Consider the following 11,338-nt stretch of genomic DNA (forward strand, 5'->3'; position numbering starts at 1 on the left):
CCCCCGGACCGCACGGTCCGGGGGCTCCTCGGTCGTACCGGGGCGTGGCCGGGAAGTTACCCCCAAGTTTCTAGTGACTTACCACGCTTTCGACAGTAGAACCTGTTGCACTCTGTCGAGAGTGAGGGATGTCACATGAGTGACGCTACCATGCAGGATGGCGGGACGAAGGGTGTCTCGCGTCGAAGATTCGTCACTGGAACAGGTTCTCTTCTGGGTGCCGCAGCGGTGGCCGGGCATACCGCACCCGCGTGGGCGGGGGCCCGTGCGGCGGCAGCGCCGATCGGATCCGGGGCCCGGGTGCCGGTCCTGGTCATCGGCACCGGATACGGCGGCTCCGTGGCTGCCCTCCGGCTGGCCCAGGCCGGCGCCGACGTCCACATGGTCGAGATGGGCATGGCCTGGGACACCCCCGGCGCGGACGGAAAGATCTTCGCCAACACCACCAAGCCGGACGACCGCTCGTTCTGGCTGCGCACCCGGACCAAGCAGCCGCTGAGCAACTTCCTCGGCTTCCCCATCGACAGGAACGTCAACCGCTACACCGGCATCCTCGACGCCGAGGAGTTCGGCGGCATCACGGTCTACCAGGGCCGGGGCGTCGGCGGTGGATCCCTGGTCAACGGCGGTATGGCCGTCACCCCGCGCCGGGAGAACTTCGGCGCCATCCTCCCGACCGTCAACGCCGCGGAGATGTACAGCACCTACTACCCCCGCGCCAACAGCGGTCTCGGCGTCACCACCATCGTCCCCGCCTGGTTCGACAGTGTCGACTGCTACCAGTACGCCAGGGTCGGCCGAAAACACGCCCAGCGCTCCGGCTTCCCGTTCCTCTTCGTCCCCGCCGTCTACGACTGGGACTACATGAAGCAGGAGGCGGCCGGAACCGTACCCAGGTCGGCCCTGGACGAGGAGATCCTCTATGGCAACAACTACGGCAAGAAATCGCTCCAGAAGACCTACATCGACCGGATCAGAGCCACCGGCCGGGTCACCATCTCCCCGCTGCACAAGGTCACCACGGTCACCCCGGCCCCGGGCGGCGGCTACACCGTGCTCATCGACCAGCTGAACACCGTCGGGCAGACCACCGCCACCAAGACCGTCACGGCGGACAAGGTGTTCTTCGCCGCGGGCAGCGTGGGCACCAGCAAGCTGCTCGTCGGCCTCAAAGCCACCGGCGCGCTGCCCCTTCTCAACGACGAGATCGGCAGGGGCTGGGGCGACAACGGCAACGTCATGTGCGGCCGGGCCAACCACCTCTGGGATCCCACGGGGAAGGTGCAGTCCTCCATCCCCACCGGCGGCATCGACAACTGGGACGCCGGGGGAGCGTTCGCCGAAGTCGCCCCGCTGCCCACCGGCATCGAGACATGGGCCTCGTTCTACCTCTCCATCACCAAGAACCCCACCGCGCCCGGTTCACCTGGAACGCGGCCGCGGGGAAGGCGGAACTGGACTGGCAGACGGCGTGGAAGCAGCCGTCCATCGACGCCGCGAAGACCATCTTCGACAAGATCAACCGGAAAGAGGGGACGATCTACCGCACCGACCTCTTCGGCACCTACAAGATCTGGGGCGACCACCTCACCTACCACCCCCTGGGCGGCGCGGTCCTGGACAAGGCCACCGACAACTACGGCCGCCTGCACGGCTACCCGGGCCTGTACGTCATCGACGGCGCCCTGATCCCCGGCAACACCAGCGTCAACCCGTTCGTCACCATCACCGCGCTCGCCGAGCGCAACATCGAACGGATCATCGCCGCCGATCTGTAGGCGGCCCTCCGGCATACGGAGAGCCCGGGGCCGGGAGTGCCAACCCGGCGGCCCCGGACTCCGTCAGTGACCGGGCAGAACGCACACCGCGTCGATCCCCAGCACATGGTTGAGCCGCCCGAAGGCCAGCCACGAGCCGATGCTCATCGTCAGCTCCACGATCTCCGCCTGGCTGTAGTGCGCGGTCATCCGCTGCCAGAAGGCGTCGTCCAGACCGTGGTGGTCGAGCGTGTACCGCTCGGCGTACTCCGCCGCGAGCCGCGTCCGCTCGTCGAAGGCGTCGGTCGTACGCCACCGGGTCACCGCCTCGGCGAACTCCTCCTCGACCTTCGCCCCCTCCCGCTCGGTCCGCCAGTCCAGGCAGAACAGGCACCCGTTGATCTGCGCGACCCGCAGCCTGGCCGCCTCGAACTCCCGCAGCCCCAGCGTCGTGTGCTCGTACACGGACATCGAGAACGTGGCGGCGGCCGTGCCGATGCCGGGGACCATCTCCCCCCACACGTAACCGATGGGCTCCTGGCCCTCCGGAATGTCGATGATCATGCCGGTCTCCTTCCCAGCCTGCCGACCGCAGGCCGCAGCGGAACGTCGAGTGCGTCGTACAGCCCCGGTTTCGCGTCCACCAGCCAGTCGATCGCCGAGACGAGCCGCCCGAGCGCGGTGGCGTTCCCGCCCGCCGACCGGTTCTCGCCCTCGTCGGACGCCTCGACCGTCACCTCGATACGGGGCCGGCCCTCGATCACCACCCGGTGCGCGCCCACCCCGTCGGGCGGGGACGGCCAGTCGGGGGCGCATGAGGCGTGGATCCGGGAGATGTGTTCGATGACGATGCGGGGCTCGCCGGCCACGATGCCCCGCACCTCGAAGCGCACGGCGCCCTGGGTGCCCGCGGCGAACGCCCCCATCGTCCGGGTGTGGACCTCGCTCTCCAGCGCCCGGCGGTCCAAAGTCTCGCGGATCTCGTCGAGCTCGACGCCCAGCGCCCGCGCCATCAGCCGTATCTGACCGCCCCACACCATCGTCGGAACGCCCTCCGCCAGCATCAGCGGCTGGTAGTCCATCGGGTGCCCCATCCCGATGAGATGGCGGACCGAATCCTCCTGCTCGTACGTGGAGTAGTCGAAGATCTCCTGGCAGCGGATGACGTCCACCTCGGTGCCGAGGCCGCTGACCAGCAGGGGCAGGACGTCGTTGGCCCAGCCGGGGTCGACGCCGGAGACGAAGAGGGAGCCGCCGCCCTCGGCGACGGCGGCCAGGACCGGGTCGCGCAGCTCGGGTGGGGCGTTGCGCTGGTCGTAGAGCGGATAGAGGGAGGGCGTGACGACCACCGCGCCGACCCGGATCGCCCGGCCGATGTCGGCCAGCGCGTCATCGGGACGGATATCGCCGGACGCCGCGTAGACCACTGCCCGGGGGCGGTCGGCCAGGACGGCGGCGATGTCGTCGGTGGCCGCGACCCCGAGCGTGCGTCCGAGACCGCCGAGTTCGCCGGCGTCGCGGCCGACCTTGGCGGGATCGTGCACGAGGACGGCGGCGAGTGTCAGTGCCGGATGGGCCTCGACGACGCGGATCGCCGCGCGGCCGACGTTGCCGGTACCCCAGACAACCGTGGGAATCATGCGCGGAGGGTAGCCCCGGGGCCTTGCACTTCCCAGAGCCGTGACACCACCAAATCCCCCGGGGGGAACGGGTGTTCCCGGGCTGGCGGGGGATCCGCCGGCCCGGGAACCGTTCAGGGGGTCAGCGCTTCGCGCGTGCTCCGTTCGGAGCGCCGGAGATCGTGAACTGCGAGCCGGGCTCGCTCAGTACATGGCCGACGCGTGAGTCGGTGATCGTCACGGCGGTGAGCGTCGCGTTGCCGCGCGCCCCGCTCATCGCCAGGATGCCCGAGCCGTAGTTGGACTTGCCGATGCGGACGTTCTGGATCTTGACGTCCGGCATCAGGCCGCCGCCCGTCGTGAACTGGATGCCGTCATAGGTGGAGTCGACGATGTCCGTGTCGCGGATCGTGACTCCGGGGATCGGCAGGTTCTGCGGGAAGAGGGTGACCGCACCGAACTCCTGGCGAGTGTGCTGAGTGACGTGGCGTCAGGTGTGTTTCGAGGGAGGACCGCTCACGAGGCGGAGACGCCCCGGACCAGCAGCAGCGCCAGATCCACCGCCGCTACGGCCACCGCTCCGGCCAGCGCCGCCTTGCGCCACCGGCGGCCGAGCGCCGGGCCCGCGAGCGACGCAGTGGCGGCCAGGACGAGCGCCGCGGCACCGGCGGCGTCCACCGGTCCGGGCGGACCGAGAGCCAGCACCGCCGTCGCGCCGAGGAGCGGCAGCGGCAGCAGCAGCCGCGTCCCCGTGTCGCCGAGCCGGTGCGGGAGGCCCCGGATCCCGGCCGCCCGGTCCACCGCGATGTCTGGGAGCGTGTCGGCCAGGTGGGCCGCGAACCCGAGCAGGGCCCCGGCCGCCACCGTCCACCACCGGGGCGGCGGCCCGCCGGGCAGGGAGAGGGCGACGGCGGCGGGCAGGGCGCCGAATCCGGCCACGTACGGCAGCCAGGACAGGGCGGTCGCCTTGAGCCGCAGGTTGTAGAGCCAGGCGGCCGCGACCGCGGCGAGGTGCACCGTACCGGCGAGGATTCCGCAGGCCAGGGAGAGCGGTACGCACAGGGCGAGCGCGATGCCGGCCGCCGCCCACACCGCACCGGCCCCGACCGTGCCGTCCGCCGCGGGCTTCCCCCGGCGGCCGGCCCGGGCGTCACGCCGTGCGTCGTACGCGTCGTTGCACCAGCCCACCGAGAGCTGGCCGGTCAGCACGGCCGCCGTGACCAGCGCGGAGCGGGGGCCGCCGAGACCGGAGCCGAGGGCGAGGGCGAAAGCGAGCGCGGTCACCGCGAGCGCCGGCCCCGGGTGGCACGCGAGCGCGAGCCCCACGACCCGGCCCCGCCGCCCCGCACCGGCCGGACCGGCGCCGGCGGAACCCGCACCGGCCGGATCCGTACCGGCCGGATCCGCGGCGACGGAATCCGCACCGGCCGGCTCCGTACCCGCCGGGTTCACCCTCTCCGTGGCGTCCATCGGGCGATCCTAGGGGCCTGGCGCCCCGTCAATGCGGCAACCGGGCGGGTCATTTGCGGCGTTCCACCACGCCTTGTGGGCAGGATGGGGGGATGACGCCACCGACGCAGGAGGCAGGATGACCCGCATCGCCGCGGTGCACGGCGCTCTGCCGCCCCACCGCCATACCCAGCGCGAGGTCACCGACATGGTGGCCCGCACCTGCCTGCCGCCCGGCGCCGACCGCCGGGTCCTGGACCGGCTCCACGAGAACGCCCGGGTCCGCAGCCGGCACACCGTGCTGCCCCTGGACGACTACCGCGACCTCGACGGCTTCGGCGCCTCCAACGACGTGTTCATCCGGTCCGCCGTCGACCTCGGGGCCCAGGCCGTACGTGGTGCGCTGCGGGAGGCGGGACTGCGCCCCACCGATGTCGACCTGCTGATGTTCACCTCCGTCACCGGCATCGCCGCCCCCTCGATCGACGCCCGGCTGGTGACCCGCCTGGGGATGCGGTCGGACGTGAAACGGCTGCCCGTCTTCGGCCTCGGCTGCGTCGCCGGGGCCGCCGGGACGGCCCGGCTGCACGACTACCTCCTCGGCCGCCCCGACGACGTGGCCGTCCTCCTGTCGGTCGAGCTCTGCTCCCTCACCTTCCAGCGCCACGACACCTCGCCCGCCAATCTCGTGGCGACCGCGCTGTTCGGCGACGGAGCGGCCGCCGTGGTCGCCCTCGGCGGCCGCCGGGCCGTCGCCGGGCCCGAGATCGTGGCCACCCGCAGCCGGATGTACCCGGACACCGAGCACGTCATGGGGTGGGACGTCGGCTCCACCGGGTTCCGCGTCGTCCTGGATCCGGCCGTGCCCGACGTCGTACGCCAGTACCTCGCCGACGACGTACGGGAGTTCCTCGACGAACACGGCCTCAAACCGAAGGACATCGCCCACTGGGTCTGCCACCCGGGCGGCCCCAAGGTCCTGGAGACCGTCACCGAGGTCCTCGACCTGCGCGACGGCGCGCTCGACGTCACCTGGCGCTCGCTGGCCGACGTCGGCAACCTCTCCTCGTCCTCGGTCCTGCACGTTCTGCGGGACACCATCGAACAACGCCGCCCGGAGCCGGGCACCCCCGGGCTGCTGCTGGCCATGGGCCCGGGATTCTGCTGCGAACTGGTGCTGCTGCGCTGGTAGGAAGGAACGGCTCATGACCTGGTACACCCTCCTGGTGCTGGCCGTCGCGGCCGAGCGCCTCGCCGAACTCGTCGTGGCCCGCCGCAACACCCGCTGGAGCCTCGCCCGGGGCGGCGTCGAATCGGGCCGCGGGCACTATCCGGCGATGGTCGCCCTGCACACCGCGCTCCTGGCCGGCTGCCTGGCGGAGGCCGGGCTGGCCGACCGGCCCTTCCAGCCGGTCCTCGGGTGGGCGATGGTCGCCGTCGTGGTGGCCGCGCAGGCGCTGCGCTGGTGGTGCATCCGTGCACTCGGCCCCCGCTGGAACACCCGCGTCATCGTCGTCCCCGGCCTGCCCCGGGTCACCGGCGGCCCCTACCGGTGGATGGGCCACCCCAACTACGTCGCCGTCGCCGCCGAGGGCCTCGCGCTGCCCCTGGTCCACGGGGCGTGGGTGACCGCGCTGGTGTTCACCGTCCTCAACGCCGCGCTCATGGTCGTACGCATCCGGTGCGAGGACGGGGCGCTGGCCCGCCTCCCCGCCGTGGACGCACGGGCGTGATCGACGTCCTGGTCGCGGGCGGCGGACCGGCCGGGCTGGCCGCCGCGATCCGCGCCGCGTCGGCGGGCCTGGAAACGGTGGTGATCGAGCCGCGCACCGCCCCCGTCGACAAGGCGTGCGGCGAGGGCATCATGCCCGGAGGCGTCGCGGCCCTGCGCGACCTCGGCGTCCGCGTGACCGGCCACGAGCTGCGCGGCATCCGCTACACCGACGGGCGGCGCAGTGCGGAGGCGGCCTTCCGGGGCGGTCCCGGCGCGGGCGTCCGCCGCACCGAACTGCACGCAGCCCTGCACGAGCGGGCCGCCGCCCTCGGCGTACGCGTCGTCGCCGCCAAAGTGGGGGAGGTTCGGCAGGACGAGCGCACCGTCACCGCCGCCGGACTCACCGCGCGCTGGCTCATCGCCGCGGACGGCCTCCACTCCCCGCTGCGCCGCGCCCTGGGCCTGGACCGGCCCGTCCCCGGCCCCGGACGCTACGGGCTGCGCCGCCACTACACCCTCGCCCCCTGGACGGACCACGTCGAGGTGCACTGGTCCCGGCACGGCGAGGCGTACGTGACCCCGGTCGGCGACCGCCTGGTGGGCGTGGCCGTCCTGAGCCGCGACCGCCGCCCCTACGACCAGCACCTGGCAGCCTTCCCCGCCCTCGCCGCCCGGCTCGCGGACTGCGCCGGGGCCACTCCCGTACGCGGGGCCGGGCCGCTGCGGCAGCGGGCGCTGGACCGGCGGGACGGGCGCGTCCTGCTCGTCGGGGACGCCGCGGGGTACGTGGATGCCCTCACCGGGGAGGGCATCGCCCTCGCGGTCGCCACCGCGACGGCCGCGGTCGACTGCCTGACCGCCGGCCGGCCCGAGGACTACCCTCGCCGCTGGGCGCGGGTCACCCGACGCTACCGCCTGCTCACCGCCGCTCTGCTGGCCGCCGCCGGCCACCCGTCCTCGGGCCGGCTGATCGTCGCCGCGGCCCACCGGGCGCCCGCCGTCTTCCGCACCGCGGTCCACGCGCTGCAGTGACGCGGGAGGCTCGCGCGGTCCCCGCGCCGCAGTGACTGGAGAGGTCCGTGCGGGCCTCTGACGGCTCGAATGGCGAGGCCCCGGCTTCCGGCATAACGTCGGTCGGGTGAACGCCCGCGTTCATCGGACCGACGCGGAGACCGGCCGCCCAACGGGGCGCGCTGCACCCGGCACGAGAGACGAACCCCACCATGACGGGCTCCCACGCGACACCCGCGGAAACGTCGAACACCCCCGACCGGCACCGCGGCGGACTGGCGCTGCTGGTCATCGCCTCGTGTCAGCTGATGGTGGTGCTCGACGTCACCATCGTCAACATCGCGCTGCCGCACATGCAGAAGGACCTGGGGTTCTCCACCGAGAACCTCTCCTGGGTCGTCAACGCCTACACGTTGACCTTCGGCGGGCTGCTGCTGCTCGGCGGACGCCTCGGCGACATCCTCGGCCGGCGCAGGGTCTTCATCTTCGGCGTGCTCCTCTTCGTCTTCGCCTCGCTGCTCGGCGGGCTGTCCCAGGAGGGCTGGCAGTTGCTGGCCGCCCGCTCCCTCCAAGGCGTCGGCGGCGCGATCGCCTCGCCGACCGCCCTGTCGCTGATCACCACCACGTTCCGCGAAGGCCCCGAACGCAACCGCGCGTTCGGGGTGTTCGCCGGCGTCTCGGCGGGCGGCAGCGCGATCGGCCTGCTGGCGGGCGGCATGCTGGTGGAGTGGCTCGACTGGCGCTGGGTGCTGTTCGTCAACGTCCCCATCGGCCTGCTCATCGCGTTCGCCACCCCCCGCTACATCGCCGAGTCCGAGCGCCACGCCGGCCACTTCGACATCGCGGGGGCCCTGAGTTCCACCGTGGGCATGGTGCTGCTGGTGTACGGCTTCATCCGCGCGTCCGAGGACGGCTGGACCGACTCCCTCACGCTCGGCTCGTTCGCCGCCGCTGTCGTCCTCCTGGCGTTGTTCATCGCCATCGAACGCCGCTCCCGGCAGCCCATCACCCCGCTGTGGATGTTCCGCGACCGTAATCGCGCCGGGTCGTACGCGATGATGCTCAGCCTCTCCGCGGCGCTGTTCGGGATGTTCTTCTTCCTGACCCTGTTCGTGCAGGACGTGCTCGACTTCAGCCCGCTGCGGGCCGGCCTCGCCTTCCTGCCGGTGAGCGCCGTCATCGCGGTCAGCGCCGGCCTGACCTCCCAGCTGCTGCCCCGCTGGGGCCCCAAACCCTTCATGGTGGTGGGCGCGCTCCTGGCCGCCGCCGGGCTCGGCTGGCTGACGCTGACCGATGTCCACAGCTCCTACCTCGGCTCGATCCTCGGCCCGATGCTGGTCTTCGGCTTCGGCATGGGCATGCAGTTCGTCTCGCTGACCCTCATGGCGGTGTCGGGCGTCGCCCCGAAGGAGGCGGGCGCCGCCTCCGGCATCCTCAACGCCACCCAGCAGGTCGGCGGCTCGCTGGGGCTGTCCATCCTCGTCACGACGTTCGGCACGGCCAGCCGCAACGAGGCGACCGAGCAGATGCCGAGCTTCCGCGAGGAGGCCACGCGCGCCCAGCTCGAGGAGGCCCAGAGCAGCGGCCAGCTGCCACCGCCCTGGGGCGACGAGATCCTCACCTCGGGCGTCTCCAGCGCCTTCGTCGTCGCGGCCTGTTTCGCCGCGGTGGCCGCCCTGGTCGCCCTGTTCGTCATCCAGGTCCGGCCCGCCGACCTGGCCCGCCTCCAGGGCGGTGCGACCCCGCTCGCCGGGGAGACGGCGGGCGACGAGGAAGCGGACGAGTCACCTTCGGGCCGGGGCCCGTCCGGGCCGGACACGCCACCGCCCGGCCCGGACCGGCCATGGCCCGAACCGGACACCGACCGACCCACGAAAGGCCGCTGACCCATGGACTGGACCCTCGAAGTGATCGTGCTGCCCGTGACCGACGTCGACCGGGCCCGCGACTTCTACCGGGACAAGCTCGGCTTCCACGTCGACATCGACGCCGAGGTGATGCCGGGCGCCCGCGTCGTCCAGCTGACGCCGCCCGGATCCGGCTGTTCGATCGCCCTCACCGACGGTCTGCCCAACCCGACCGGAACCCCGCAGCCGGGCACGTACCACGGACTCCAGCTCTGCGTCACCGACATCGACGCCGCACACGCCGAACTCGTCGGCCGGGGCGTCGAGGTCTCCGAGCCGCAGCGGTACACCGACGAGGACGGCGCGACCTTCATGTACTTCACCGACCCGGACGGCAACGGCTGGGCGGTGCAGGAGTACCGCCGCCGGGAGACCGAACCCCTGCACCGGCTGCTCGCCGACCAGGCCGCGGGGAACGCGGGGGACACGGTGGGGTGAACCGGATGCGGAGGTGGATCGCGCCGCGTCCGGTCCACCAGAATGCTCCCCGTATCGAGTGCAGAGATCCATCAGCGCAAGGGAGCGGCATCCGCATGGGCGGCAACGCAGACATGGTGGCCTTCGTCCGGGCGCGGCTCGCCGACGAGGAACACGTCGCACAGGCCGCCGGCGGAGACCGATGGCGGTGCCCGGCCGATGTGCCGGGTGAGGTCCACGACCGCACGGGCGGGGTGGCGTTCACGGTGCGGGGCCGGGGCTTCGACCAGCACATCGCCCTCCAGGACCCCGCGCGGACCCTGGAGCGCATCGAGACGAACCGCGTCATGCTCGGCGAGTACGTCGAGGTGGCCGACCTGGACACCGACCGCCCGGCCGAGGACTTCCGCTCCGGCCGTGCGGTGGGCCTCGGGTTCGCCGTACGGCAACTCGCCGCCGAGTACGCGGGCCACCCCGACTACCAGGCGCGCTGGCTGCCCAGGTTCATCCAGTAGCAGGGGGGTGCGGGACGCGTCGGGATCCCGTAACTTACTCTGAAGTAAGTCCCGGGCTGTCCAGTCCCGTCGCCGAGGAGAAGCATGTCCCGACAGACGCGATCCGCCGTCCTGCTCGCCGGGCTGATGGGCGGTGCGGGGGTGCTCCACTTCGCCGTCCCGAAGGCCTTCGACTCCACCGTGCCCCGGCTCCTGCCCGGAAAGCCGCGTACCTGGACGTACGCCAGCGGAGTGGTCGAACTCGCCCTGGCCGCAGGGCTTGCCCACCCCCGGACGCGCCCGGCCGCCGCGAGGGTGACCGCCGGCTTCTTCGTCGGTGTGTTTCCGGCCAATGTGCAGATGGCCGTCGACTGGCGTCACCGGCCCCGGCCGCAGCGGGTCGCGGCCCTGGCCCGGCTGCCCCTCCAGGTGCCGCTGGTCCTGTGGGCACGGGGTGTCGCCCGGGGCGCCGACGGGCCCTGAACGGACCGCGGTCGGTGTGGTACGAGCCGGTGACCGTGAAGGTGATCCACGGCAAAATGGCGTTGCTCTCTGGTGAGGAGTGATCCCGCCGTGTAGCGTCGCCGGAAGATGTCGTGGTTCGCAGTACCTGCCCGCGCCTGGCGCGGGCGTTTTGCTGTGCAGTGCCTGAGAACCAGGGCGATCACCTCCGGGTCCGCGCGGTGCGGATCCGTTTACTGCTGAGAGGTACAGGCATGGCCAGCGGAACCGTCAAGTGGTTCAACTCGGAAAAGGGCTTCGGCTTCATCGCGCAGGACGGCGGCGGCCCCGACGTCTTCGCGCACTACTCCAACATCAACTCCTCCGGCTTCCGTGAGCTCCAGGAAGGCCAGGCGGTGACCTTCGACATCACCCAGGGCCAGAAGGGCCCGCAGGCGGAGAACATCGTCCCGGCCTAATTGCCGGACGCGTACCTCGCTGACCGGGGCCCGCACCGTGAAGGTGCGGG

11 protein-coding genes and 2 pseudogenes are annotated in these 11,338 nt (G+C 72.2%); 9 read left to right on the plus strand and 4 right to left on the minus strand.

Features of this window, described 5'->3' with window-relative positions; all coding sequences use genetic code 11:
* Positions 1 to 300 precede the first annotated feature (300 nt).
* A pseudogene (locus ACFWM7_RS28395) lies at positions 301 to 1,778 on the plus strand (GMC oxidoreductase).
* A gap of 63 nt (positions 1,779 to 1,841) precedes the next feature.
* Here ACFWM7_RS28395 and ACFWM7_RS28400 read toward each other — a convergent pair.
* The 4 genes and pseudogenes from ACFWM7_RS28400 to ACFWM7_RS28415 form a co-directional block, all read right to left on the minus strand.
* On the minus strand, positions 1,842 to 2,321 hold the full coding sequence (locus ACFWM7_RS28400) for a carboxymuconolactone decarboxylase family protein (RefSeq protein ID WP_383265712.1): 480 nt from the start codon (positions 2,319 to 2,321) through the stop codon (positions 1,842 to 1,844).
* Positions 2,318 to 3,397, minus strand: a complete 1,080-nt coding sequence (locus tag ACFWM7_RS28405; protein WP_383265714.1) for a dihydrodipicolinate reductase — start codon at positions 3,395 to 3,397, stop codon at positions 2,318 to 2,320. The genes ACFWM7_RS28400 and ACFWM7_RS28405 overlap by 4 nt, the downstream gene beginning before the upstream one ends.
* 121 nt (positions 3,398 to 3,518) lie before the next feature.
* Positions 3,519 to 3,842: pseudogene (locus ACFWM7_RS28410) on the minus strand (APHP domain-containing protein); the annotation flags it as partial.
* Positions 3,843 to 3,892: 50 nt separating this feature from the next.
* Positions 3,893 to 4,846 (minus strand): UbiA family prenyltransferase, encoded by a 954-nt coding sequence (locus tag ACFWM7_RS28415; RefSeq protein WP_383265717.1) that lies wholly within the window; start codon positions 4,844 to 4,846, stop codon positions 3,893 to 3,895.
* Positions 4,847 to 4,964: 118 nt separating this feature from the next.
* Here ACFWM7_RS28415 and ACFWM7_RS28420 point away from each other — a divergent pair, with 118 nt between their 5' ends.
* From ACFWM7_RS28420 to ACFWM7_RS28455, 8 genes are all read left to right on the plus strand, one after another.
* Positions 4,965 to 6,017 carry a type III polyketide synthase gene (locus tag ACFWM7_RS28420; RefSeq protein ID WP_383265720.1) on the plus strand — a complete coding sequence of 351 codons (1,053 nt, stop codon included), beginning with the start codon at positions 4,965 to 4,967 and terminating at the stop codon, positions 6,015 to 6,017.
* A gap of 13 nt (positions 6,018 to 6,030) precedes the next feature.
* On the plus strand, positions 6,031 to 6,558 hold the full coding sequence (locus tag ACFWM7_RS28425) for an isoprenylcysteine carboxyl methyltransferase family protein (protein ID WP_383265722.1): 528 nt from the start codon (positions 6,031 to 6,033) through the stop codon (positions 6,556 to 6,558).
* Entirely contained in the window at positions 6,555 to 7,571 is a 1,017-nt protein-coding gene (locus tag ACFWM7_RS28430) for an NAD(P)/FAD-dependent oxidoreductase (RefSeq protein WP_383265724.1), read from the plus strand. The genes ACFWM7_RS28425 and ACFWM7_RS28430 overlap by 4 nt, the downstream gene beginning before the upstream one ends.
* Before the next feature lie 191 nt (positions 7,572 to 7,762).
* On the plus strand, positions 7,763 to 9,436 hold the full coding sequence (locus ACFWM7_RS28435; protein ID WP_383265727.1) for an MFS transporter: 1,674 nt from the start codon (positions 7,763 to 7,765) through the stop codon (positions 9,434 to 9,436).
* A gap of 3 nt (positions 9,437 to 9,439) precedes the next feature.
* The gene (locus tag ACFWM7_RS28440) at positions 9,440 to 9,895 is read left to right on the plus strand and encodes a VOC family protein (RefSeq protein WP_383265729.1); all 456 of its coding nucleotides are present in this window, start codon (positions 9,440 to 9,442) and stop codon (positions 9,893 to 9,895) included.
* Positions 9,896 to 9,990: 95 nt separating this feature from the next.
* Positions 9,991 to 10,389, plus strand: a complete 399-nt coding sequence (locus ACFWM7_RS28445) for a DUF6221 family protein (protein WP_383265732.1) — start codon at positions 9,991 to 9,993, stop codon at positions 10,387 to 10,389.
* 84 nt (positions 10,390 to 10,473) lie between these two features.
* Positions 10,474 to 10,851 carry a DoxX family protein gene (locus ACFWM7_RS28450; protein WP_383265735.1) on the plus strand — a complete coding sequence of 126 codons (378 nt, stop codon included), beginning with the start codon at positions 10,474 to 10,476 and terminating at the stop codon, positions 10,849 to 10,851.
* Positions 10,852 to 11,084: 233 nt separating this feature from the next.
* A complete protein-coding gene (locus tag ACFWM7_RS28455) occupies positions 11,085 to 11,288 on the plus strand; it encodes a cold-shock protein (RefSeq protein WP_383265738.1) in 204 nt (67 codons plus the stop codon).
* Positions 11,289 to 11,338: the final 50 nt, after the last annotated feature.

It is taken from the genome of Streptomyces sp. NPDC058375, from assembly GCF_042723425.1.
Taxonomy (GTDB): Bacteria; Actinomycetota; Actinomycetes; order Streptomycetales; family Streptomycetaceae; genus Streptomyces; species Streptomyces durocortorensis.

Coding starts and splice junctions, on each gene's coding strand:
- ACFWM7_RS28400 (WP_383265712.1), bottom strand. CDS start 2,321: ATGATCATCGACATTCCGGAGGGCCAGGAGCCCATCGGTTACGTGTGG.
- ACFWM7_RS28405 (WP_383265714.1), bottom strand. CDS start 3,397: ATGATTCCCACGGTTGTCTGGGGTACCGGCAACGTCGGCCGCGCGGCG.
- ACFWM7_RS28415 (WP_383265717.1), bottom strand. CDS start 4,846: ATGGACGCCACGGAGAGGGTGAACCCGGCGGGTACGGAGCCGGCCGGT.
- ACFWM7_RS28420 (WP_383265720.1), top strand. CDS start 4,965: ATGACCCGCATCGCCGCGGTGCACGGCGCTCTGCCGCCCCACCGCCAT.
- ACFWM7_RS28425 (WP_383265722.1), top strand. CDS start 6,031: ATGACCTGGTACACCCTCCTGGTGCTGGCCGTCGCGGCCGAGCGCCTC.
- ACFWM7_RS28435 (WP_383265727.1), top strand. CDS start 7,763: ATGACGGGCTCCCACGCGACACCCGCGGAAACGTCGAACACCCCCGAC.
- ACFWM7_RS28440 (WP_383265729.1), top strand. CDS start 9,440: ATGGACTGGACCCTCGAAGTGATCGTGCTGCCCGTGACCGACGTCGAC.
- ACFWM7_RS28445 (WP_383265732.1), top strand. CDS start 9,991: ATGGGCGGCAACGCAGACATGGTGGCCTTCGTCCGGGCGCGGCTCGCC.
- ACFWM7_RS28450 (WP_383265735.1), top strand. CDS start 10,474: ATGTCCCGACAGACGCGATCCGCCGTCCTGCTCGCCGGGCTGATGGGC.
- ACFWM7_RS28455 (WP_383265738.1), top strand. CDS start 11,085: ATGGCCAGCGGAACCGTCAAGTGGTTCAACTCGGAAAAGGGCTTCGGC.